The following is a 23,678-nucleotide window of genomic DNA, read 5'->3' as shown; positions in this document are numbered from 1 at the left end:
CAGCTTACTACTGAGATTGATCGTGTTGCTGAGACAACAAAGTTCAACGAGACTTATTTGTTGAAGGGCGGCGATGGTACAAAGAATGTTACCATGAAAGGTCATGATGCAGGTCTTAAGGGAACTTTAATTGATAGTGCGACTGAAGCTACTTTTACAATTGATGAAGGTGCTTTAGACTATGGCAAAAAAGTAACTATCGGTGGAAAAGAATATACGATTGGTGCCGCGGAAAATGATGCTAAGGGCTTAATTAAAGCTCCCGCAGACGGAAAAACATCAGTTACTATTGATGGTGCATCTTACGACATTGATAAAGATGGAAAAATTTACAAGTCAGGTAGCGCAACTGCGTTGAAGAAAAAAGATTTGCCGGGAGGTAATGGTGATGATGCCGCAGATGTAGCAGCATTACAAGGTCTTGTAAAAGAAGGATCTACTGTTGTTGCTGGTGGAAAAACAGCATACGTATTGAATGGTGGGGATGATGGCATTGATGATAATGACTCATCTGTTATTACAGCAGATAAAGCTATTGAATTGATGAAGAATGAACTTTTAGCTGCAAATAAGATTGGTGTTGATGCAGATTCTGATCCAGAAGTTGCAGTTGCTACACAGAACGGTGATTATGATGCTTCCGCTCCGTATACTTTCACTATTACAAAAGGAAATGCTAAAGTAGCAGATAGACTTTCATTTAACCTTCATGTGGGTTCTGATGCTGACATGACGAATAAGATTAATGTGAACATTGAGACAATGAATGCTGCATATCTTGGTATAAAAGATTTGAATGTAGCAGATGGTACCGGTAATGCTGCAACATATGCAATCGATGCTATCGCTGATGCAGTAGCTAAGGTATCCGAGCAGCGTTCCGCTCTTGGTGCTGTTCAGAACCGTCTTGAGCACACAATTGACAACTTGGATAACGTTGTTGAGAACACCACATCCGCTGAGTCTCGTATCCGCGATACAGATATGGCAGAAGAGATGGTTGCTTATTCCAAGAACAACATCCTTCAGCAGGCTGGTCAGTCTATGCTTGCACAGGCAAATCAGGCAAACCAGGGTGTATTGTCCTTGCTTCAGTAATTAACCAGATCTTAGTTGTTTTCGACTCGAATGAACAGAAGCATATTTTTATTACAATGTTTAGAGGGGAAGCCTTTGTGGCTTCCCCTCATTGCATTAAGTAAAAGGTAATCTCTGTATTCGCTTTCCGTTTCGAATCTTCTTAAATATTGTATATTGTCGTTGCAATTCTCCTTCATCATCGTGCAAAATATTTTTCGCTTCCAAAATCCGTTCAATAGCCTGTGACGGATCCAATGTGTGATATGCTAAAAATAATTCTCGTAGTTCTTTTGGCTTAATAATTTTGTATACCGGAATAGAACTAAGTTCATATGTGTATGAGTAATATCGGTAGATTGTGCAACTAACTTTTGCACAATAGGATGCTCTGCATATTTCGACAAAGCATTTCTATAATAAGCAATTGTCATAATCCATTCTTGATCAACGTTATACATTTTACAGCGTAAATCAACATTATTAAAATCTAAAAAATAAACACACGATTTGTTGAAATTAGAAATAAATGAAATGGACTGATCATAGCTTTCTCCTGTGTAAAAGCCACATCCAAAATCATTGTTGGTTCGTCCTATTGTGACATCAATTTCACCGGCAATCTCACTCTTGGCACCATGAAAAAGCAGCTTGTGATCTGACGCTAAATTTTCTGCCCATAACATCTTCTTCAACTGATTTATTTGTATTTTTTTGTCAAATGCAAATTGATAGACCCGTTCCATTAGCTGAGGAGACGGCAAATTTTTACACAGCTCATTTCGAGAAATCGTTGCCTGTTCAACACCTATTTTCTCTGCAAATTCTTCTTGAGTCATCCTCAAAATTTCACGAATTGCTTTCATATCTTTTTGAAAATTGCAGTTCATAGTCATTATGCGGACAATTTTCATTGTGTACTTGTATATTTAGTAAAAAAATCAAATAATTTGGTCAGCCACCTCCTTCTTCGAAGTTGTTTATAGCATATTACATAAACTACTTTGTGCCAACTTGTTTATATTATATATCATAATAATTGCGCATGATTTCTGCGCATAATGGAGTTTCAAAGAAACTCCTAAGATGAGCACGGTGTGCTCATTATGTCATAAACAAGTTGAGAATTATATGAATGACATTTTGCTACTTTTCTCATCGGTTTTCTTTCCTATAATTCAGCCTTTTGTTCTGCATATTGAAAACGTGATTATGTAATATTATATAAATACCCATAAATAGAAAATAATCTTTTAACTTTTTTAACTTTACAAAGAAAGTTAAAAAAGTTAAAATAGGGATGAGGAGGGATGTTTATGACTAAGGAAGAATACTATAAAATCATTGCCGAGATGGAAACACTTCCAACTGGCAACATAACTTATAAGAAAATAAATGGCAGAGAATACGCTTATTATCAATGGCGTGAAAATGGCAAGCAACATACTAGAAGGACTAAAGGAGAGGAATTCGAACAGCTTTCTAGTCAGATTGAGCGCAGAAAAGAACTTCAAAAATCAATAAAAAACGTAGAGCTTTCGAAGGTCGATTTAGAAAAAAAAGTTGCACAATTTCGATGTACTACAAGAATTGGCGATGCACTGGAACGTTTTGTCCAGCCTGTGATAAAATGGAGAAAACGTGAATGTTATCAACAACTTTATGACTATATTTATGGAGATGTATCTGATAGAGTTTTTATTTTGTACGGTCTTAGAAGAACAGGAAAAACAACATTGATTCGTCAATTGATAGCGGATATGGATATGGCGATGAAAAGTAAATCGGTGTTTATTCAGATACAGGATACCAAAATATTAGACGATGTGAATCAGGATTTAAGGATTTTGGAAGAAAAAGGGTATCGTTATATATTTATTGATGAAGTTACGTTGTTAAATGATTTTATAGAGGGGGCTGCGCTGTTTTCCGATGTATTTGCGGCAAGTGGGATGAAAATTGTGCTTTCCGGCACAGACTCTTTGGGCTTCATGTTTACAGAAGATGAAGAGTTGTACGACCGATGTATTATGTGCCATACAACATTTATTCCGTATCGTGAATTTGAAAATGTTTTGGGAATTGTTGGTATTGATAATTATATCCAATATGGTGGAACGATGAGTCTTAGTGGGAAACGCTATAATGACAATGCCCAAATTTTTTCTTCTAAAAAAAATACGGATGAGTATGTTGATAGTGCTATTGCACGAAATATTCAGCATTCTTTAAAGAACTATGAATATGCGGATCATTTTCGTTCTTTGCGGGATTTGTACGAGAAAAACGAATTAACGAATGCGATAAATAGAATTGTGGAAGATATAAATCATCGATTCACTATAGAGGTGTTGACCAGAGAATTTCAATCTAGTGATTTGAGAATTTCGGCAGGTAATTTGAGAAAAGATAAAAAGGCACCTACAGATATTCTTGATCGTATTGATATTTCAAAAGTAAATGAGACACTAAAATCTCTGTTAGAAATCAAGGACAAAGAAGAGCGAAAGATTGAAATTCAAGATTCGCATCGGTTTGAAATAAAAGAATATTTGGATTTACTTGATTTGACAGTGGACATAGAAACGCGATGGATGTCTGACTATAATCGAAAAGAAGCAAGAACTGCGTTTTCACAGCCGGGTATTCGATATTCGCAAGCAGAGTCACTTATCAAGTCGCTTATGCAGGATGATAAATTTAGAGATTTATCACTTGTAGAACGAAAGAGAGTGACGGAAAGAATATTAGCTGAAATTAAAGGTAGAATGATGGAGGATATTGTCCTTCTGGAAACAAAACTTTCTAAAAAGAACTGTGAAGTATTCCGATTACAGTTTGCAATTGGCGAATTTGATATGGTTGTTTTTGATCCGGAGGAAGAAACCTGTGAAATCTATGAAATTAAACATAGTGACAAGATTGTTTTACAACAATGCAGACATCTATTGGATAAACAAAAATGTGAGGATACTGCCTTTCGATATGGAACCATCATTGGAAAATATGTGATCTATCGCGGTGCCACAACATCTCTCGTTCAAGCAGGCGTGAGTACACAGGAAGATGTGGCCTATTTGAATGTAGAAGAATATTTGAAAAAGTTATAATGGATGCATAAAAAGCAATGAGGGGAAGCCATAAAGGCTTCCCCTCTAAACATTGTAATAAAAATATGCTTCTGTTCATTCGAGTCGAAAACAACTAAGATCTGGTTAATTACTGAAGCAAGGACAATACACCCTGGTTTGCCTGATTTGCCTGTGCAAGCATAGACTGACCAGCCTGCTGAAGGATGTTGTTCTTGGAATAAGCAACCATCTCTTCTGCCATGTCTGTATCACGGATACGAGACTCAGCGGATGTGGTGTTCTCAACAACGTTATCCAAGTTGTCAATTGTGTGCTCAAGACGGTTCTGAACAGCACCAAGAGCGGAACGCTGAGAAGATACCTTAGATACAGCATCCGCGATAGCGTCGATAGCATATGTTGCAGCCTTACCAGAATCATCTGCTACGTTTAAGTTTTTGACACCTAAATAGTCAGAGTTCATAGTTTCAATATTGACCTGAATCTTGTTTGTCATGTCAGCATCGGAACCTACATGAAGACTAAAGCTCAATGTATTAGCAACCTCTGCTTTGCCAAGTGTAATTGCGAAGGTATTGTCGGTCGCTGTGACTGCAACAGCTGGGGTATCTTTTGTTACGCCAATCTTGTTAGCAGCAAGTAGCTCATCTTTTGCTAAATCGTATGCGTGACCAGCCGTAATAATAGTGTTATCTTCATCGTCAACACCATCATCAGCACCTTTCATTGCTTTCATTGTCTTTCCATTAGCAAAAGTTACTGTTGATCCTTCAGCAATGAGAGCTTTTGCATCGTCAAGCTTGTATTTTCCGCCTGCTTTGTCAGCAGCCTCATCTGCCCCGTAATCAGCAACAATAGTGATTTCCTTACCATTAATAGTAACCTTATTACCTGCCGCAGTCACCTGTTTATCATATTCAGCTTCAACCTCTGCCTTTGAGGAACCAATCGTATATGTTTTACCACCGATACTTACAGAATCACCAGCTTCTAATGCATCCATTACAAAAGTGGCAGTTCCATTACCATTATTGGTTAATGAGCCCTTTAATCCGGCGTCATGAGCCTCTAAAGTAATATCTTTTGTTCCCTTATCACCCTTCAACAAGTAAGTCTCATTGAACTTTGTTGTCTCAGCAACACGATCAATCTCAGTAGTAAGCTGTGAAATCTCGTCCTGGATAGCCTGACGATCAGACTGGCTGTTTGTTCCGTTAGAAGCCTGTACTGCCAACTCATTCATACGCTGTAACATGCTGTGAACCTCTGTCAAAGCACCTTCAGCAGTCTGTACTGCAGATACACCATCTTCTGCGTTTGTAGAAGCCTGATCCAAACCACGGATCTGCTTTCTCATCTTCTCAGAAATTGTCAAACCTGCTGCATCATCTGCTGCACGGTTGATTCTGTAACCGGAAGAAAGTTTCTCTGTAGACTTAGAAAGAGAATTTGTTGTCATGCCAAGCATTCTGTTAGCGTTCATCGCTGTAATATTGTGTTGTACTATCATAGTAGTTACCTCCTTGTGATAAATGTTCGGGGTGAATCCTTTCGCCCCGGTGTTAATATGTTTCGATATTCCGTGAATGGCATGAACCATCTGGAAATATCAAGAATTACATGTTGTTTTGCGGTTGCCTCCTTCCTCTTCAAACAGAAACAATTGTTTACAAAGTGTTGCGTAGAAAGCGTTTTAAGAGTTATACCTTTTTAGAAATGGTAATTATTGATAAATGCCATGTTTATTATGACAAATGAAATAAAATGTTGAAATAATGTCAAAAATATCATATACTAAAATCCAGACAAGCAACATTCAACGATATAGCAGGGTAGGAGGGATATTATTAAGGATACAATCGTTAAAGAGTACATAGGAAACCCGGAGATTTTTGCGGATGTCTTTAACTTTTTTCTGTATGATGGAGAACAAAAGATAAAGCCGGAGAATCTTACGGAGAAGGATGTTACGGAGTTGGTTACGTTGCCGGCAGCAACTGGAGAACATGGATCGTCACGAGAAGTGGACATTAGTACAGAAGGTTCTCGAATGAAGAAGCGTACCAAGAAGAAAACGCGCGACAGTAGTTTGGCGCAGAAACACCGCGATCTGCTAAAGTTTGCAGCAATGATGCAGGACTCTCACGTAAACTATGTGATATTGGGCGTTGAGAATCAGATGGAGGTGCATTATGCAATGCCGGTGCGTAACATGGTTTATGATGCGCTGCAGTATGATAAACAGGTTGCTATGATTGCAGCAGATAATCGAAGAAATAAGAGGTTTTCCAGTGAAACCATGCGAAATAACGGAGAGTTTTTGTCGGGATTTTTAAGGACAGATAAGATACTGCCTGTTATTACGTTGACATTATATTTCGGGACAGAACCATGGGATGGACCGCTTTCATTGCGGGAAATGTACGACATTAATGACAGTAAATTACTTGACTTCGTTCCTGACTACAGAGTACAATTAATTCAACCAATGACACTATCAGAAGATGATTTTGAGAAGTTTCACACAAGTTTGCGGGAGGTGCTGCAGACGATAAAGTATTCTGTGGACGCTCAGAAGCTGACAGAATATATAACGCAAAATGAACGGATGCATCGTCTTGATCTGTCAGCAGCTAATGTGATCAATACGGTTGCAGGGATAGGATTGGAAATTAAGCAAGACAGGGGGAAAGTGGATATGTGTAAAGCGATTGAGGATCTAAAGGCGGAGAGCAGAGCGGAAGGTCGTGAGGAGGGTCGTGAGGAAGGCCGCGAGGAAGGTCATACAAAAGGCCGTGCGGAAACTATAGAGCAGACGGTAGCTATGTTGAGAAATATGAAGATACCGAAAGAAACGATATTATCAGAATTGCAGAGAACATTTTCGCTTAGTGAGGAGGAAGCTAACAGAATATATAACACAAAATGAACGGATGCATCGTCTTGATCTGCCGGCAGCTAATGTGATCAATACGGTTGCAGGGATAGGATTGGAAATTAAGCAAGACAGGGGGAAAGTGGATATGTGTAAAGCGATTGAGGATCTAAAGGCGGAGAGCAGAGCGGAAGGTCGTGAGGAGGGTCGTGAGGAAGGCCGCGAGGAAGGTCATACAAAAGGCCGTGCGGAAACTATAGAGCAGACGGTAGCTATGTTGAGAAATATGAAGATACCGAAAGAAACGATATTATCAGAATTGCAGAGAACATTTTCGCTTAGTGAGGAGGAAGCTAACAGAATATATAACACAAAATGAACGGATGCATCGTCTTGATCTGCCGGCAGCTAATGTGATCAATACGGTTGCAGGGATAGGATTGGAAATTAAGCAAGACAGGGGGAAAGTGGATATGTGTAAAGCGATTGAGGATCTAAAGGCGGAGAGCAGAGCGGAAGGCCGTGAGGAGGGACGTGTAGAGGGTCGTGAGGAAGGCCGTGAGGAAGGTCATACAAAAGGCCGTGCGGAAACTATAGAGCAGACGGTAGCCATGCTGAGAAATATGAAGATACCGAAAGAAACGATATTATCACAATTGCAGAGAACATTTTCGCTTAGTGAGGAGGAAGCTGACAGAATATATAACGTAAAATGAACGGATGCATTGTCTTGATTTGGCCAGATAAGAGTGCATTGTCTTGATCTGGCTAGATTTGACAAGTTTTATGTTATATGATAACCTTAATATAGATTTTGTCGTGAGGCAGAAGAAGGGGCATACCACCATCGGTATGGCTTTTTCTTCTGCCTTTTTCTTTTAAGGATAAGGATGCAGGATGATGCGACTTCCCTTGGTTGGCGTAAACTTTATGACAAAATAACATAGCATAAGAAAGATGAGGTATACAGATGATAGGCGATATTTTAAAAGACAGTGCAGAGATTTTTGCAAATATTCAGGAAAAAGCACCAGTGGTGCATAATATTTCGAATTATATTACGGCAACAGATTGTGCCAATATGACATTGGCGTGTGGAGGATCCCCAACGATGGCAGATGATCCGGATGAGGTTGAGGAGATTGCAGCGGCATGTGCAGGCAGTGTTATTAATATGGGAAATACAGCGGGACATTATCAAGAGAGTATGTTGCGCACAGGTATGGTTAATAACAAGGTAGATCATCCGTTGGTGTTTGATCCGGTTGGAGCAGGAGCGGCTGCACATAGAAATGCAGTGTTGGAAAATTTATTGGATAAAGTTCATTTTTCGGTAATTCGTGGAAATATTTCGGAGGTGAAATTTGTCGGAGATAAAAGTTCTAAGGCAAATGGGGTAGATGCAGCATCGGAAGATCTTGCATCGGAAGATACAATTGATGGAATTGCTGAGTATGCGAAGAAATTGAGCGAACGATTGAATACTGTAATTGCCATTAGTGGCCCGATCGATGTGGTGGCGGATGCAAATAAGGCATATCTTATTCGAAATGGGCATCCAATGATGTCACGAGTAACGGGTACGGGATGTATGCTATCCAGTGCAGTGGGAGTGTTTGCGGCTGCCAATCCCGATAACTTGCTGGAAGCGACAGCGGTTTGCATTAGTGCATACGGATATGCAGGAGAGCTTGCATATGAAAAGGTTCAGAGCACGAATGGTGGTACGGGATCTTTCCGTATGTTTTTGATGGACGCAATGAGCAATATGGATAATGAAACCTTTTTGCAGGGTGCCAAAATTGAAGAAGTGTAAGAAAGAGCATAGCGAATTCGTAGAAAGAATGGAGGCTAAAATGAAAGCGGAAGATTTGATGGTGTACGCAATTACGGACAGATATTGGCTGAATGGGGCTAAGCTAGCCGATCAGGTGGAAGATGTATTGAAAAATGGAGCAACTTTTTTGCAGTTGCGCGAGAAATCATTCACACATGAGGAGATGGTGGCAGAGGCAAAGGAAATTAAAGCTATTGCAGCCAAATATCAAGTGCCTTTTGTCATTAACGATGATATTTATGCAGCAAAAGAGATTGATGCAGATGGTGTTCATATTGGACAAAGCGACATGGAGTATCGCAAGGCGCGTGAAATTTTGGGAGAGGATAAGATTATTGGTCTGTCGGCAGGAAATTTACAGGAAGCGATAGACGCTGAGAAGATGGGAGCAGATTATATCGGCGTTGGAGCGGTATTCCATACGGATACCAAAAAGGACACGACGGCGATGAGTTTTGAGGAGTTAAAAGAAATCACAGATACCGTGTCAATTCCGGTGGTTGCCATCGGTGGAATCAGTGCAGACAATTTGATGCAGCTTGCCGGAACAGGAATTGATGGGATCTCTGTAATTTCAGCGATTTTTGGTCAGGAAGATCCGGGTGCAGCAACAAAGAAACTGGTGGAATTGACTCGTGAGATGCTATCAAAGTAAAGTGTCGTAATGCACTGAAAAAATATTAGGTTATAGGTGAGGGCGAGATGATCAAATATCGAGCCTAAATTAGTATAACAGCTGATATAAAGGGCGGGATGATCGGATACAAAGATTGTATTAGTATAACAACTGCGTATAAAAGGGTGGTATATCCGATCATAAAACATAGAGAGGATTTCTGAATCATGGATAGGAATGATATACGTAAAGTATTGGCGAAGGACGCAAAACTTTACATTTTTGATATGGATGGAACAATCTTGAATTCTATGGTAGAGTGGTTCCATCTTGGACGTAATTATTTGGTTGCGCAGGGAGTGGCGGTTCCGGATGATCTTGAGCAGCGGATAGAGACAATGACGATGGACGAATCGGCGGAATATTTTCAGTTGCTTGGAGTGGATAAATCTGTCCCGGAAATTAATGAAGGAATTTTTGCCTATATTCGAGAAAAATATCGTACGTCGATCCCGGCAAAGGAAGGAATGTTGGATTTGATCCGGAAACTGTCCCAAAAAGAGGATAGCATTCTTTGCATTTTGACGACATCGGAGCGAAAATGTGCAGAGATGGCAATGGAGAGATTGGGTGTATTGAACTGTTTTCGGGATATCTTTGACAGCGAGCAGATTGGCTTGAATAAACGCAGCGGAGCAATATATCAATGGGTATGCGAACATTATGATGTTGCACAAAAGGATACGATAATTTTTGAAGATGCAATATATGCAGTGAAAGCGGCAAAAGAAACGGACTGTTATGTATATGGTATGAAAGATTCTTCCAATAGCACGGTGTGGAATGAAATTTGTGAAATGGCAGATGATATTATTTGTTAATATTCCAACAGTGATTAAGAGGCCCGTTTCCGTGTCCAAGATCAAGTCCGGTAGACATTGCGCCACGGACATATTCTTTGGCTGAGTATACCGCATCGGGAAGTGTTTTGCCTAGACAAAGGGCACTTGCAATGGCAGAGGATAATGTACATCCGGTACCGTGTGTGTTCGTGCAGTTTATGCGGGAGGCGTGGAACCAATGAACAGTTCCATCGTAAAGCAGATCGTCTGCATTCCCGGTGGCATGTCCGCCTTTTAATAAAATAGCACATCCATAATGGCGGTACATGATTTGTGCCGCTTTTATCATGTCGTCAGCATTTGTTATCGCGCAAGGTTTTGGTAACGCATTGAAAATACGATTGCAGAGATATTCACTTTCGGGAATATTAGGGGTTATGAGCGTTGCCATTGGGAAAAGCTGTTCGGTCAGAACACGGATACCATCCTCGTCAAGTAAAGTTTTGCCACTGGTAGAAACAAGTACAGGGTCTATCACGATGGGGATAGTATTTGCATGAGATGGGATGGAAGAATTGGAAATAGCATTTTCGTGAGCTTGCAGGGAAGAAGGTGATTGCGTTGATGGTGAGAAAAAATCCTGTAGGATTTCGGCAACAGCAGTGGCAATCTGTCCATTTCCTAACATGCCAATCTTGATGGCGTTTGGGGTGATATCCGACAATACGGACATAAGCTGTGCAGATACGACATCAGCATTTATTAAATTGTTCTGTGTAACGCCAAGTGTGTTTTGTGCAGTCAGGGCAGTGATAACACTCATTCCATATACGCCATAGGCAGTCATTGTTTTTAGGTCGGCTTGAATACCTGCGCCGCCGCTGCAATCAGATCCTGCAATAGTAAGTGCTGTTTTCATAATCCCATCTTCCTTTCTCTTTCTACTGAAAATGTGGCCTTCGCATCTGATGTTTTGTATGCGAAGGCCAAAATATAATCATTATAATATATAGCGCAATAGTTGTAATTGCTTCATCCGGCAATAGTTAATATTACTGTGATCATTTATTCCGCAGCTATAACTGCCGTCGATTATTCGTCAAAAATGGATACGATCTCGCCATCCAAAATGCGGTTCATATTTTTGACTGCACAGAAGTTACCACACATAGAACAGGTATCTTCTTTTTCTGGTTTTGCACCTTCACGGTAAGCCTTTGCCTTTTCCGGATCGATAGACAGTTCAAAGGTTTTGTCCCAATCAAGATCATGACGTGCGGCGCCCATTGCGTCATCCCAGTCGCGTGCGCCCGGCAGTCCCTTGGCAATATCGGCAGCATGAGCAGCGATCTTGGAAGCGATAATTCCTTCTTTTACGTCGTTAAGATCCGGTAATCTAAGATGCTCGGCCGGTGTAACATAACACAGGAAAGATGCACCATAAGTAGCGGCGATCGCACCACCGATTGCGGAAGTGATGTGATCGTATCCCGGTGCAATATCAGTAACCAAAGGTCCTAATACATAGAATGGAGCACCTTTACAGATTGTTTTTTGAATTTCCATATTTGCCTTGATCTGGTTGAGCGGCATATGTCCCGGACCTTCGATCATTACCTGGACATCCTTTTCCCAAGCACGGGTTGTTAATTCGCCCAAAGTAATAAGTTCCTGAATCTGAGAAATGTCAGATGCATCTTTGAGGCAGCCCGGACGGCATGCATCACCGAGGCTCATCGTGACGTCGTACTCGCGGCAAATATCAAGAACTTCATCATAGTATTCATAAAATGGATTCTCTTGTCCGGTCATTTCCATCCAAGCGAAAATAATTGAACCGCCGCGGGAAACAATGTTCATCAGTCGCTTGTTACGCTTAAAACGGGCAGCAGTTTCTTTGTTGACACCGCAATGGATCGTCATAAAGTCAACGCCGTCTTCTGCGTGCATACGCACAATATCGAGCCATTCTTTAGCGGTGATGTCTTTTAATGCTTTGTGATAATAAACAACAGCATCATAAATTGGTACAGTACCGATCGTAGCCGGACATTCACTCGTCAGCTTGCGGCGGAATTTCTGTGTATCGCCGCAGGAGCTCAAGTCCATGATTGCTTCTGCACCCATGTCTACCGCACTTTTTACTTTTTCCATTTCCATGTCTAGGTCCGTCCAATCTCTGGAAGTTCCGAGATTTACGTTGATCTTGGTGCGTAAGCGGCTGCCGATACCGTTTGGCTTCAAGCATTTGTGATTTTTGTTGGCAGGAATAATAACCTGACCGAGAGCGATCAGCTCACGAAGTTCGTCTTCGGCAATGTGTTCGCTTGCTGCGACCGCTTTCATTTCCGGTGTGATGATGCCCTGTCTGGCAGCATCCATCTGTGTTGTATAACTCATAATTTCCTCCTTGTCTGAGGGGCTGCATTGGCAAAAATAATAGCTGGAGTTTCCTATTAAGCAAAAAAGCACCTCAAAAAGTATCTGAGGTGCTTATTATAAGCGAAAGTACATATAGTCTGAAACACATTTCGGATAGAATGTGTGCCTTATATATGGAATCCATCTCCCTACGCCGGTATTAGCCGGATCAGGTATATGGGTCGGAACAGGTCCCTCTCAGCATAGGAGTAATCTCCTTAGCTCCCCAGATTGTATTAGTAATAACATTTATCAGTATAAGGTGGTTTGGCAATTCTGTCAATCATCAACCATATAGAAAAGAGAATTGCGCACAGTACAGAAAAGAGAATTGCGCGTGGCATAGAAAAGTGATTTGTGGTATGATGAAAGAAGTTATTTGCAGGACAAAGATTGTGTTTATTGAGAGATAGCACATGGAAAGGAAAGATGCGTATGGCAGATTTTGCAAAGTTGACCCATGTTGCCAGTGAAGTAGAGGGAAATATGCTGGTAGGACGATTAAAAGATGCAGGATTGCAAGCTTTTGTGCAGCCATCAGTCAGTCCGGTGCAGGGCAAGCTGTATACGGGCGAGTTGGGAATGGTGGCTTCCGGTGCAGATGTTTGTGTTGCTGCAGAGCGCTTGGAAGAGGCGAAAGGCTTGCTAAATCAGTGGAATGCAATACAGCCGGATGAAGCAGAGCTTGCGGCAGAGTCTGAGGAGACCGGAGAAATTCCGCCGGAAATCTTAGAATATTTGGAAGAGATCACAAAGGACAAGCAGCAATCAAGGTTAAATAGTATGCTTTGGATGGGAAGATCCAAAATGATTGCACGCATTTGTGCGGGAATTATGTTTATCATGGCGGTGATCTGCATCATATTAAGCGTGACCATGCAGTGATTCAAATGAGGGCTGCCGATGTGCGATCGTGCAGTGATTCAAATGATGGATGTAAGTATAAAGAATCACTATCAATTGCCATGTTGAGCAGGGGCTGCGAAAGTGAATATAGTGATAGAAATTGTAATTCATAGCAACGGAAGAAATTGACAGAATATATGGGCATGGAGGTTTTGCGATGAAGAATAAGGAATTAGATCATGTAGATAGAGAAATATTGCGTATGCTGCAGGAAAATGCGAGAATGTCATTGAAAGACATTGCGGAAGCAGTGTTTTTGTCATCGCCTGCGGTATCGGTGCGCATTGACAATATGATTGAAGCTGGTTATATAGAGGGCTTTCACGCGACGGTTAATCCGGTCAAGATGGGCTATCATATCAAGGCGTTTATCAACTTGGAAGTATCGCCGATCGATAAGGAGCAGTTTTATCCGTATATCAAAGCCTGCCCGAATGTGGTAGAGTGCAATTGTGTGACGGGAGATTATTCTATGCTTTTGGAAGTGTGGTTCCCTAGTACACATGAGTTGGATCAATTCATTGGTGAATTGCAGCAATATGGACGAACCAAAACACTGATCGTGTTTTCTACTTCTGTAGAACACAGAGGGGTTCATGTGGATGGAGGTTTTAATGATGGAAAGGCGCGATAAAGTTAATTATTATTTGGATCTGGCAGATGTCGTGTCGCAGAGGGGAACCTGTCTGCGAAAGCGTTACGGTGCTGTCATTGTAAAAAATGACGAAGTAATTGCAACGGGATATGTAGGAGCGCCGAGAGGCCGCAAGAACTGCACAGATATTAATCGATGTATTCGCGAAGAAATGAAAATACCGCGCGGAGAGCGTTATGAATTGTGCCGCAGTGTGCATGCGGAAGCGAATGCGATTATCAGCGCAGAGCGGGAAAAAATGATTGGATCGACGATGTATTTGTCGGGTCGTGAGGTGTCAACAGGAGAATATGTACACAATTCTAATAGTTGTTCGATGTGTAAGCGAATGATCATTAATGCGGGAATCAAGCAGGTGATCGTACGTGATGATGAAGAGCATTATCGGGTGATCGAGGTGCAAAGCTGGATAGACAATGATGAGTCCTTATCCGGGATTTCAGGATATTAAGATGTGAATTTTGCTGGGAAAGATGTGGAAATTGGTCCGGAAATGGGACAGGTTAATAAATTGGACAGAGAGCCGAAAACAGGGACAGACCAATAAGCCGGACAGGGAGCCGGAAACAGGGACAGACCAATAAGCCGGACAGTGTGTCGGAATAGGGACTGACCATAATACAGGTCATTTGTCCGAAATTGTGGATAACTGTCCTGTTTTGCGGACAATTAGTGGATAACTCAACAAAAATGGGGAGAAATCCACAGGTTATCAAAGTTATCCACGAAAAATCAGTACATTTATTTTCTTTCTGATGACAGATTACAGAAAATTTGGTACACTTATTACAAAATATTATGAAGGATGTACGCTCGAAATTCTTCGTTCAGTAGATTCGGAGAGTACATAAGGAAGAAATGGAGGAAACTATGGCAAACTATATATATGGTATCGATATCGGGGGAACAACGGTAAAGATGGGACTTTTTGATGAAGAAGGAACCATGATCGATAAATGGGAAATCGTGACACACAAAGAAGATGGCGGAGAGCAGATTTTGCCGGATATTGCGGCATCGATCAAAGAAAAGAATGAGGAGAAAAATATTGCGACAGAAGATATTCTTGGAATCGGCATGGGTGTACCGGGACCGATCACAGAAGAGGGTGTTGTTTTGAAATGCGCAAATCTCGGCTGGGGAATCTTTTCGGTGGCAGATGAGGTAACCAGACTGACAGGGGTTCAGAAAGTCAAAGTTGGTAATGACGCAAATGTGGCAGCTCTTGGCGAGCAGTGGAAAGGCGGCGGCCGCGGATTTGACAGCATTGTAATGGTGACGCTTGGAACCGGTGTCGGCGGTGGAATCGTTATGAATGGTAAGATTGTAACAGGTTCCCATGGTGCGGCTGGTGAGATCGGTCATTTGACGGTCAACCTGCATGAGACGAGAGTGTGTGGCTGTGGTAAGAGGGGCTGCTTGGAGCAGTATTCTTCTGCAACAGCAATCATGCGCAGTGCCAGAGAAAAAGTTGCCAATACAGACACGCCTTCTTTATTGCGCGATTATCCGGAGATTACCGGCAAAGAGATTTTCGATGCATACAAGGCCGGAGACGACATGGCAGAAGATGTGGTTAATGAATTTGCAGAGTATTTGGGACTTGGACTTGCTCATACAGCGCAGGTTATTGATCCGGAGGCATTTGTTATCGGTGGCGGTGTTTCTAAAAACGGACAGGTCGTAGCTGATATCACCAAAGAAAAATATGAGAAAAATGTTATGTTTGCATTAAAAGATAAAGAATTTCGTCTTGCAGAGCTTGGAAATGATGCGGGAATGTATGGTGCAGTTCGCATGGTATTAGTAGATTAATCGCGGTTTCAAAAGATAGGTAACAGGGACGTCACACGTAATTGGTGACGTTCTTGTTGCCTATTGTTTTCTTATTTATTGGGATATTGCTGTTTTGCAATGTAGCTCATTACAAAATGTTGGTGTTGCTCTTACTTTTTAGGCAGTAGTATATGTTTGCAGATGGAGAAAGGGATGAGAAATTAGCATGAAATTATTTCATATATCAGACTTGCATATTGGAAAACAATTGTACGCGTATAGTTTGCGCGAGGAACAAGAAGATATTTTGCATCAAATTGTGGAACAGGCCGCAATTCACCGCCCCGATGCGATATTGATCGCGGGTGATATATATGATAAATCGGTGCCGTCGGGTGAGGCGTATGAGATCTTTGATCATTTTCTAAATGAGATAGCATCGTTGGATCCACAGATCCCGGTGTGTATGATCGCAGGAAATCATGATAGTGCTCTCCGATTAAAATATGCAAGTTCTTTTTTGGAAAGACAGAAGATAGTCGTATCAACTATGATCCCGACGACAGAGGAGGAACATCTGCGCAAAGTGATCTTGCAGGATGAGTATGGAGAGGTGGCGGTATATTTACTGCCTTTCTTGAAACCGGGTCAGGCTAGAGTCCTTTTTCCGGGACAGGAAATTACGGACTATGATATGGCGGTCCGTAAAGTGTTAGAACGGGAAGGAATTGATTTTACAAAAAGAAATATATTGGTGGCGCACCAATTTTTTGTGGGTGGTAATGGCGAAGTTGAGCGCTGCGATTCGGAATTAATGTATTTGTCAGTGGGTGGTATCGATAGTGTTCATACTGATATGGTAGAGGCGTTTGATTATGTTGCGCTGGGACATATTCATGGGGAGCAGCCGGTGGGCAAGGCGCATATTCGTTATAGCGGAACGCCGTTAAAATATTCTGTCAGCGAAGAGCATCATGAGAAGGGAATTACCATGGTGACGCTGGGCGAAAAAGGGGACAGTCCGAAAATAGAACGAATACCGCTGCGCCCACTTCGGGATGTCTGCAGTCTGCGGGGAACTTTGGAAAAAGTAATTCGGAGTGCCGAGGCGCATCGAGACGATTATGTGAGTATTGTTTTAACGGATGAAACAGGTTTATACCGCCCAAAAGATCAGCTGGATGAATGTTTTGACCGTATTTTGGAGGTACGGATTGAGAATACGCGTACAATGGCAAGAATGAAACAGCAGGAAATAGAGAATACACAGTTAAGTCCATTAGAAGCATTCCGGGAGTTTTATCAGATGATGAATGATCAGCCGATGAGCGAAGAGGAAGAATTGGAATTACAGCAGATTATTGCTAAGTGTGATGGAAGCAAAGAGGGTTGAGCTATGGCGTTGTGTGATGAGAGAATGTGATAAGCATAACTGCAAGATGTTAATTGGCTTGGAAATATGAAATGGAAAGCAGGAAAAGCATAGCTGCAAGTTGTCAATTGTCTTGAAGATATTATTTGAGAGGAAATGAGTATGAAACCAATATATATTGAAATGAAAGCGTTTGGCTCTTATCGGGACGAAAAAATTGATTTCACCGGCAAAAGTCAGGGTTTGTTTTTGATCACAGGAGATACCGGTGCGGGAAAAACCACAATTTTTGATGCAATATGCTATGCGTTATATGGGGAAACCAGCGGTGGCAAGCGCAGCGGTGAGATGATGTGCAGTCAGTTTGCAAAACCCGGAGAAAAAACAGAAGTAAGATTTTGCTTTGACTACGATGGTCGGGAGTATTTGGTTACGAGAAGTCCGGATCAGCCCAAATGGAACAAAAAAGGGGAGCGGTTAAAGACAACGACGGGCACAAAGGTAAGTCTTATATTGCCGGATGGTACAGAATTTGCCGGGAAAACCAAGGAAACAAACGAAAAAATACAGCAGATCATTGGACTGGGGTGTAATCAGTTCACACAGATCGCAATGCTTGCGCAGGGCGACTTTATTAAGCTTTTGCATGCGACATCGGAAGAGCGCAAAGAAATTTTTGCGCGGATTTTTGATACATCGATCTATGAACAGATTCAGCGGGAATTGGCGTTGGAGGCAAAAAGCGTTTATGGAAAGCTGATCGGAAATCGAGAAGATATCATCAAAGAACTTGGGCGCATACAGGCGGTTGATGCGGTACTTGACGAGCAATGGAATGATTTGGAAGTGCTATTTAGTGAGACACATCGCGATGAATTGCTTGCTCTGGCAAAGCGTATATGTGAAGACAGCAACCAGCAGCTTGGACAAGTGGAAAATGACAAGGAAAATGTAGGAAAGACATTAGAAAAAATATCGGCACAGATCGAAGCGGGCACCAATATCAATCGACTGTTTGAAGAGTTAGAACGCCACCATAAGAAAGCAGAACAGTTATCAGTGCAGAAGGAAACAGTGGATGTAATGCGGCTTAAGCTGGATGCCGGTCGGCGTGCGATGGTTGTCGACAAGGATGCCAAAATTGTAACGGAACGCAGAAAAGAATCTGCAGATTGCAAGCAGCGATTGGAACAGTTAAAACAATGGTTTGAAGAAAATGTCCCGAAAATGGAACAGATAGAAAACGATTACCGGTCATTGGGAAAGCAATTGGAAACAGAGGTTCCTGTGCTGGAAGAAAAGGTACGTGTCCGTAAAGAGGGACTTATTCGGTTGCAGGAAATACAAAAATTACAGGCAGAGTTTATGGCGTGCCAAGGAAAACTGCAGGAAGCGGAGACTCTTTTACAGCAAAGTGAACAGGAGTATGAGGAAATTCATGTCCAGATCATGGATAATCAGGCATTGCAATTGCGTTTGACGCTGGTGGAGGGGGAACCTTGTCCGGTGTGTGGAAACGTGCATCATCCGGTGATGGAACACGATGTGGATCATGATCAGAAATCTGATAGGATGGGATCTGCGGATGCTGTGTTTGAAACAATGGTAGAGCAGGAAAGACGTTTGCAATCGAAACGGGAACAGGATCAAAAACAGGTAGTGCAGTTGCAGCAAAAGTTGGCGGGGATACAGGGGAAATGGGAAGCCCTGCAGTCGCAACTACACGACGATGAGATGCCAACTGTTTCACAACGAACAATACAAGATGCCGTGTTGCAGGATATCCCGGATCAGTACCAAAATGACCTTAATGAATGGCAGGCAAAGATCGCACAGATCAAGCAGAAAGCAGCCGCTGCAGAAAAGAAGCATGAAAAATTTGCTCGGGAAAAGCAGGAACGAGAGGGAGAACGTAAGGCAGAGACTGCTCATTTAGAGCGTTGTGTTGAGGCAGTGGCGCAGGCAGAAACGGCGTATACACAAAGCTTAACAGAGCAGGACTTTGAAAATGAGGAAGCGTACCAAAATGCGCGCATGGACAAGCAGCAATTAGATGCATTTCAGCAGCAGATTAATGAGTATGAGCAAGCGTGCAAGCTGACCGAAGAACGTGTCCGTGATCTGGAACAGCAGACCAAGGATAAGAAACCAATAGAACTACAGCAATTATTGCAGCAAAGAGAGGAACTTGGGCGCCGACAGAAATCATTAGAGGCACAGGTGAAAGAACTTTATCATGTGGTGAAAGAAAATGAGCGTGCATATGAAGCCGGAACGAAGCTGTACGAAAAAAGGGACAGCATGAAACGGCATGCCGAGATATTAGCCAACTTAGATAATACTGCGAATGGAAGAATTTCTAAACGGCACGTTAATTTTCAAACATATATTCAGCGGCGTTATTTTGCACAGATTATTGACCGTGCCAATCAGCGTCTGGTGCGGATGACAAATCATCAATTCGAACTTCGATGTCGGGATCTGGAACATTTGCGGACCGTGGGACAGGTTGGTCTGGATCTGGATGTGTATAGCATCGTTAATGATCAGGTGCGTGATGTGAAAACGCTATCGGGTGGAGAATCTTTTGTTGCAGCGCTTGCGATGGCGCTAGGGATGGCTGACATGATACAGGACAGCCGAGGCAGTGTACACATAGATACGATGTTTATCGATGAGGGATTTGGAGCGTTGAGCGAGGAGACGAGAAACCAAGCGATCGCTGTGTTGAATGAATTGTCAGGCGGCAAGCGCTTGGTTGGAATTATCTCACATGTCAGCGAATTAAAGGCGCAGGTAGGCACGAAGCTTGTCGTGACAAGAACGGACAAAGGCAGTCATGCGCACTGGGAGATGGATTGATCATAAAGAAAGGCTGTGATTTTTGGTAAAAGTCACAGCCTTTCTTTATATTATTTTCTAAGTAATTCTTTATAGTCATTAGCAATTTGCTGAAGATGAACAATTTGTTGATCTTCCAAACCATAGGTATCAATAAACAGTTCCGTCGAGCCTTGATTTAATTCTAACAGATAATCAGTTGAGCAAGAAAAATAGATAGATAATTTTTTTAGTAATTCTACAGAAGGCATAATATTGTTGTTTTCCCAATTGCTGACGGTCTGCTTCGTGACGCCGATTTCTTCAGCAAGCTTCACTTGACTAATTTTGTGCAGATGACGCAGGTATTTAATTTGGTCTCCAAGCATATTTTCCTCCATTTCTCGTTAGGTATATTATTAAGAACGTATTCTACATGTTGAAAAAGTCGTAAACATGCAGAAATCACTCCTTGTTAAAGTTAGTGATGGAGTCCTCTAGGGGTTCTTATAATTATTAGTTTATAAAAGAAAAGTATATTTACAAAATACATTAGTATTGCTATAATTGACCACATAGTAATCTAGAGGAAGATATTTAATTGTCATATGCAGGAGGTAAATATGGAAATAGTTATTAAAACATTGATTGAATGCGTAGTGAAGAGGTAACGGTTGCACTTGAAAAAGTATGAAGAGAATCAAAAACTGTATTGTAATAGAGAGATACAATATAGTATAGCAAGCAGGGAGGAATGAAGAATGATACACAGAAAAAGAAGATTTGAAATTGCCGTAGGATTAGTGCTGGCACTGATTGTAACATCGTGTTGTGAGGGAACAGCAATGGAAACGATGCGTGCATATGCAGCCAGTGCAGAAAATTGGTCAGTAGTTTATTCTGATGATTTAGGATTTTCCAAGGTCTACGCAGTAGGAGGGCATGCAGTTGTCGGGATGAAAGACGGTGTAGTATGTTTCTATAACCTATCTACTAAAAAAGAAACAAAGACAAAATATGATGGGATATATGTTTTTTGGGGGACATATAGACCGGTATCCGGGGCGGATTGTGGTTCTGAGGAAAAAGCAACCATACTATGTTATCAGACCATTAATTCTGATGAAAAACAATATGATGTGGTGAAATTGGATGGAACGATAAAAAAGGAAATAGGAAGATATTATGATGTAGATTCTGAGGGCTCTATTTGTAGAAAAGAGGGAGATAAGTTGTATTACGGTGTCATTGACCAAGAGGGAAATGTTGTAGTGCCCGCAAAATATGCCAATGTAAGTTCGTACGGCGATAAATATATGGTTAATGAAACTGAGGATGGTTTGTGGGCGTTATATAAACCAAGTGAGGGATTGATTACAGATTTCGAATATGAAACATTTAATTATGAAAATAGGGATGTAATTTATGGGGATGATTATGATGTGATTAGTCGAATGGAAGTAGGAGAAAAGGCATCTGGAGAAATTGGAATCATTCTGGATGGTAAGGAATTATCTTTGGATAGTAAAATTTATGGCGCAACAGGAGAGCAGTATATGGTCTTTAATAGATTTTATGTGAATGGTACAATGTATTTTCGAAAATTAATCTGTCCGGATTACGATTATTATCGTAAAGCAACTGAGCCGGAGTCATCTACGCATATAGCTGGTATTCACATATATAATAGTATGTCGGAAGATGGTATCTTAGATTCTATTGAAAGTCTTATGAATAATACAGATGTGGAAGTTGCATATTATACGGCACAAGGAAAAGAAATTAGCGTAGAAGATATGCACACGATGGTAAAGGCGGTGGTTGATGAAAAAGACGAAAAAAATGCAGCCGCGATGCAAAAGGTAAATGCTTCACTAAAAAATATAAACTATACAAAATTTTATACTGGAACATCGTATAAGATTACTAAGATAGAGAAACCGGAAGTGGAGCCTTCATGGGGAGATGGAGATAAGTACTATAAGGTTACGGTTCCTATAGTATTAGATGCAAATGAATCGCAGGAAAAGATTGTATCATATTATAATCAGGAAGGCGATTTGATGGTACAGGGATGTTTAATTGCAGGTAGGCAATATCTTAGAGATGAAAAAGGGAACATTCATTATATCGAGGAGGAACCTAGTAAGGGGAAAATAATAGATAACATTATTTATAAGGATTCTAAAGGTGATTTTAGAAATTATGTAGACCTTCAGTTTAATTATGAGAATAATATAGGAGAGGACTATTATGTAATAGCAAAAAAATTAACACCTGATGACGAGGAGTATATAGACCACACAGTGAGTGATAGCGAGCGAGGAAATACAAAGTATTTATTATTATGGAAACAAGATGTGTCACAGATGCTGTATTCATTTGATATCTATGGACATGGAAATGAATTTGAAATATGTGAATATAATAATGGGAAAAGCGAATCTGAAATTTATTATTATTACAATGGCAAATTAAATAAGGATCCACAAACAGAAGAGAGAAAAGTAGAAGTTCGTGAGACACAAATTAGTGATACCTTGAAGCAATATGAGGTGCTTGATGAGGATGGCAATAGTATATTTGACATTACTCAACCAGATAGAGAGTATTATACTTCGGTATTCGCATATCAAGACTGCAAAATTATATTTTGTATAGACAAGGGATGGTATGCTCAGGAAGATGATATAAATACAGAACCAACGGTAAAGCCAACCATAAAACCAACGGGCAAACCGACAAAAACGCCAGAAGTAACCAAGACGCCAAACGCAACCGAGTCTCCTATTCCAACTGTATCCTCAAGTATGACACCTGTACCGACATCCAGTGCTGCACAGGATACAAAGGGAACACCTACCCCAACCGCTTCCTCAGGCATGACACCTGCACCAAGCACAACTCCTTCAAATACCAAAGCTACATTATCTCCAGCGGCGGTCGGCACAACAATAAAGGACAAGACTGCTTCGTACAAGGTCATATCAGCAGACAAAAAACAGCCTGCAGTAGCCTATACCAAAGTGCTCAAGAAAAATGCAAGTAATGTTATCGTACCTGATAAGATCAAGGTCAACGGAGTGACTTACCAAGTGAAGAGCATTGCGCCAAAGACATTTGCGAACAATAAAAAGCTGAAAAAGATCACGATCGGAAAGAACGTTACTTCCATCGGAAAGCAGGCATTTGCTGGATGTAAGAAGTTGAAGAAGATCACGATCAAATCGGCGAAGTTAAAGAGCGGTTCCATTGGCAAAAATGCCTTTAAGGGAACGGCGAAGAAGCTGACCTTCAAAGTGCCAAAGAAAAAATATAAGGCATATAAGAAGTTCCTGAAGAAAAAGGGAAATAAGACGGTGAAGGTAACCAAGTAGTAAGAAATAAAT

General features: G+C 41.2%; 20 protein-coding genes and 1 riboswitch. Of the genes, 15 read left to right on the top strand and 5 right to left on the bottom strand.

The features are described from left to right. A partial coding sequence (locus DXB73_RS14800; protein ID WP_118690330.1) for a flagellin occupies window positions 1-1,098 on the top strand: 1,098 nt, incomplete at its 5' end. A 248-nt stretch (window positions 1,099-1,346) separates the two neighbouring features. Here the strand turns inward: DXB73_RS14800 and DXB73_RS05180 are convergent. After that, complete coding sequence (locus DXB73_RS05180) at window positions 1,347-1,967, bottom strand: DUF3990 domain-containing protein (protein WP_182448370.1); 621 nt, start codon at window positions 1,965-1,967, stop codon at window positions 1,347-1,349. Window positions 1,968-2,393: 426 nt separating this feature from the next. On the opposite strand from DXB73_RS05180, the gene DXB73_RS05175 reads away from it, so the two are divergent. After that, a complete protein-coding gene (locus DXB73_RS05175) occupies window positions 2,394-4,187 on the top strand; it encodes an AAA family ATPase (protein ID WP_118690328.1) in 1,794 nt (597 codons plus the stop codon). Window positions 4,188-4,296: 109 nt separating this feature from the next. Here the strand turns inward: DXB73_RS05175 and DXB73_RS05170 are convergent, their stop codons facing one another. Next, window positions 4,297-5,679 carry a flagellin gene (locus tag DXB73_RS05170; protein WP_118690327.1) on the bottom strand — a complete coding sequence of 461 codons (1,383 nt, stop codon included), beginning with the start codon at window positions 5,677-5,679 and terminating at the stop codon, window positions 4,297-4,299. A 540-nt stretch (window positions 5,680-6,219) separates the two neighbouring features. On the opposite strand from DXB73_RS05170, the gene DXB73_RS05165 reads away from it, so the two are divergent. The 6 genes from DXB73_RS05165 to DXB73_RS05140 all read left to right on the top strand — a co-directional run bounded on the left by DXB73_RS05165 (window position 6,220) and on the right by DXB73_RS05140 (window position 10,378). Further along, complete coding sequence (locus tag DXB73_RS05165) at window positions 6,220-7,098, top strand: transposase (protein ID WP_147354899.1); 879 nt, start codon at window positions 6,220-6,222, stop codon at window positions 7,096-7,098. Between the two features lie 4 nt (window positions 7,099-7,102). After that, window positions 7,103-7,423, top strand: a complete 321-nt coding sequence (locus DXB73_RS05160; protein WP_118690325.1) for a hypothetical protein — start codon at window positions 7,103-7,105, stop codon at window positions 7,421-7,423. Between the two features lie 4 nt (window positions 7,424-7,427). Further along, window positions 7,428-7,760: a hypothetical protein gene (locus DXB73_RS14475; RefSeq protein WP_182448215.1), complete on the top strand. Its 333-nt coding sequence runs from the start codon at window positions 7,428-7,430 to the stop codon at window positions 7,758-7,760. Between the two features lie 254 nt (window positions 7,761-8,014). After that, entirely contained in the window at window positions 8,015-8,860 is an 846-nt protein-coding gene (gene thiM, locus DXB73_RS05150) for a hydroxyethylthiazole kinase (RefSeq protein WP_182448216.1), read from the top strand. 40 nt (window positions 8,861-8,900) lie between these two features. Beyond that, a complete protein-coding gene (thiE, locus tag DXB73_RS05145) occupies window positions 8,901-9,536 on the top strand; it encodes a thiamine phosphate synthase (RefSeq protein WP_243034635.1) in 636 nt (211 codons plus the stop codon). A 188-nt stretch (window positions 9,537-9,724) separates the two neighbouring features. Further along, window positions 9,725-10,378, top strand: coding sequence for an HAD family phosphatase (locus DXB73_RS05140; protein ID WP_118690324.1), 654 nt, complete (start codon window positions 9,725-9,727; stop codon window positions 10,376-10,378). Here the strand turns inward: DXB73_RS05140 and DXB73_RS05135 are convergent. Beyond that, a complete protein-coding gene (locus tag DXB73_RS05135) occupies window positions 10,368-11,258 on the bottom strand; it encodes a hydroxymethylpyrimidine/phosphomethylpyrimidine kinase (RefSeq protein WP_118690323.1) in 891 nt (296 codons plus the stop codon). The two genes, DXB73_RS05140 and DXB73_RS05135, sit on opposite strands and share 11 nt — an antisense overlap. A gap of 173 nt (window positions 11,259-11,431) precedes the next feature. After that, entirely contained in the window at window positions 11,432-12,739 is a 1,308-nt protein-coding gene (gene thiC, locus DXB73_RS05130; protein WP_182434087.1) for a phosphomethylpyrimidine synthase ThiC, read from the bottom strand. Between the two features lie 150 nt (window positions 12,740-12,889). Next, window positions 12,890-12,999: riboswitch (TPP riboswitch) on the bottom strand. Between the two features lie 196 nt (window positions 13,000-13,195). Between thiC and DXB73_RS05125 the strand changes: the two genes are divergently transcribed. The 6 genes from DXB73_RS05125 to DXB73_RS05100 all read left to right on the top strand — a co-directional run bounded on the left by DXB73_RS05125 (window position 13,196) and on the right by DXB73_RS05100 (window position 20,331). Then, window positions 13,196-13,645, top strand: coding sequence for a hypothetical protein (locus DXB73_RS05125; protein WP_182448217.1), 450 nt, complete (start codon window positions 13,196-13,198; stop codon window positions 13,643-13,645). A 178-nt stretch (window positions 13,646-13,823) separates the two neighbouring features. Beyond that, entirely contained in the window at window positions 13,824-14,300 is a 477-nt protein-coding gene (locus tag DXB73_RS05120; RefSeq protein ID WP_118690321.1) for an Lrp/AsnC family transcriptional regulator, read from the top strand. Beyond that, window positions 14,284-14,772 (top strand): deaminase, encoded by a 489-nt coding sequence (locus tag DXB73_RS05115; RefSeq protein ID WP_022025843.1) that lies wholly within the window; start codon window positions 14,284-14,286, stop codon window positions 14,770-14,772. The genes DXB73_RS05120 and DXB73_RS05115 overlap by 17 nt, the downstream gene beginning before the upstream one ends. Window positions 14,773-15,191: 419 nt before the next feature. Continuing rightward, window positions 15,192-16,136 (top strand): ROK family protein, encoded by a 945-nt coding sequence (locus DXB73_RS05110; protein ID WP_118690320.1) that lies wholly within the window; start codon window positions 15,192-15,194, stop codon window positions 16,134-16,136. A 187-nt stretch (window positions 16,137-16,323) separates the two neighbouring features. Continuing rightward, a complete protein-coding gene (locus tag DXB73_RS05105; RefSeq protein WP_118690319.1) occupies window positions 16,324-17,490 on the top strand; it encodes an exonuclease SbcCD subunit D in 1,167 nt (388 codons plus the stop codon). A gap of 141 nt (window positions 17,491-17,631) precedes the next feature. Next, the gene (locus DXB73_RS05100) at window positions 17,632-20,331 is read left to right on the top strand and encodes an SMC family ATPase (RefSeq protein ID WP_182448218.1); all 2,700 of its coding nucleotides are present in this window, start codon (window positions 17,632-17,634) and stop codon (window positions 20,329-20,331) included. A gap of 50 nt (window positions 20,332-20,381) precedes the next feature. On the opposite strand, the gene DXB73_RS05095 is transcribed toward DXB73_RS05100, so the two are convergent. Next, entirely contained in the window at window positions 20,382-20,678 is a 297-nt protein-coding gene (locus DXB73_RS05095; RefSeq protein ID WP_022025839.1) for a helix-turn-helix transcriptional regulator, read from the bottom strand. Window positions 20,679-21,050: 372 nt separating this feature from the next. Here DXB73_RS05095 and DXB73_RS05090 point away from each other — a divergent pair, with 372 nt between their 5' ends. Continuing rightward, window positions 21,051-23,666 (top strand): leucine-rich repeat protein, encoded by a 2,616-nt coding sequence (locus DXB73_RS05090; protein WP_118690317.1) that lies wholly within the window; start codon window positions 21,051-21,053, stop codon window positions 23,664-23,666. Window positions 23,667-23,678: the final 12 nt, after the last annotated feature.

The sequence above is a fragment of the Clostridium sp. OM05-6BH genome, from assembly GCF_003481635.1.
GTDB lineage: Bacteria > Bacillota > Clostridia > Lachnospirales > Lachnospiraceae > Butyribacter.
This window is presented reverse-complemented; position numbering and strand designations above follow the sequence as displayed.

Excerpts from the sequence above, each read along its gene's own strand:
- DXB73_RS05180 (WP_182448370.1), bottom strand. The coding sequence starts at position 1,967 with ATGAACTGCAATTTTCAAAAAGATATGAAAGCAATTCGTGAAATTTTG.
- DXB73_RS05175 (WP_118690328.1), top strand. The coding sequence starts at position 2,394 with ATGACTAAGGAAGAATACTATAAAATCATTGCCGAGATGGAAACACTT.
- DXB73_RS05170 (WP_118690327.1), bottom strand. The coding sequence starts at position 5,679 with ATGATAGTACAACACAATATTACAGCGATGAACGCTAACAGAATGCTT.
- DXB73_RS05165 (WP_147354899.1), top strand. The coding sequence starts at position 6,220 with ATGAAGAAGCGTACCAAGAAGAAAACGCGCGACAGTAGTTTGGCGCAG.
- DXB73_RS05160 (WP_118690325.1), top strand. The coding sequence starts at position 7,103 with ATGCATCGTCTTGATCTGCCGGCAGCTAATGTGATCAATACGGTTGCA.
- DXB73_RS14475 (WP_182448215.1), top strand. The coding sequence starts at position 7,428 with ATGCATCGTCTTGATCTGCCGGCAGCTAATGTGATCAATACGGTTGCA.
- thiM (WP_182448216.1), top strand. The coding sequence starts at position 8,015 with ATGATAGGCGATATTTTAAAAGACAGTGCAGAGATTTTTGCAAATATT.
- thiE (WP_243034635.1), top strand. The coding sequence starts at position 8,901 with ATGAAAGCGGAAGATTTGATGGTGTACGCAATTACGGACAGATATTGG.
- DXB73_RS05140 (WP_118690324.1), top strand. The coding sequence starts at position 9,725 with ATGGATAGGAATGATATACGTAAAGTATTGGCGAAGGACGCAAAACTT.
- DXB73_RS05135 (WP_118690323.1), bottom strand. The coding sequence starts at position 11,258 with ATGAAAACAGCACTTACTATTGCAGGATCTGATTGCAGCGGCGGCGCA.
- thiC (WP_182434087.1), bottom strand. The coding sequence starts at position 12,739 with ATGAGTTATACAACACAGATGGATGCTGCCAGACAGGGCATCATCACA.
- DXB73_RS05125 (WP_182448217.1), top strand. The coding sequence starts at position 13,196 with ATGGCAGATTTTGCAAAGTTGACCCATGTTGCCAGTGAAGTAGAGGGA.
- DXB73_RS05120 (WP_118690321.1), top strand. The coding sequence starts at position 13,824 with ATGAAGAATAAGGAATTAGATCATGTAGATAGAGAAATATTGCGTATG.
- DXB73_RS05115 (WP_022025843.1), top strand. The coding sequence starts at position 14,284 with ATGGAAAGGCGCGATAAAGTTAATTATTATTTGGATCTGGCAGATGTC.
- DXB73_RS05110 (WP_118690320.1), top strand. The coding sequence starts at position 15,192 with ATGGCAAACTATATATATGGTATCGATATCGGGGGAACAACGGTAAAG.
- DXB73_RS05105 (WP_118690319.1), top strand. The coding sequence starts at position 16,324 with ATGAAATTATTTCATATATCAGACTTGCATATTGGAAAACAATTGTAC.
- DXB73_RS05100 (WP_182448218.1), top strand. The coding sequence starts at position 17,632 with ATGAAACCAATATATATTGAAATGAAAGCGTTTGGCTCTTATCGGGAC.
- DXB73_RS05095 (WP_022025839.1), bottom strand. The coding sequence starts at position 20,678 with ATGCTTGGAGACCAAATTAAATACCTGCGTCATCTGCACAAAATTAGT.
- DXB73_RS05090 (WP_118690317.1), top strand. The coding sequence starts at position 21,051 with ATGATACACAGAAAAAGAAGATTTGAAATTGCCGTAGGATTAGTGCTG.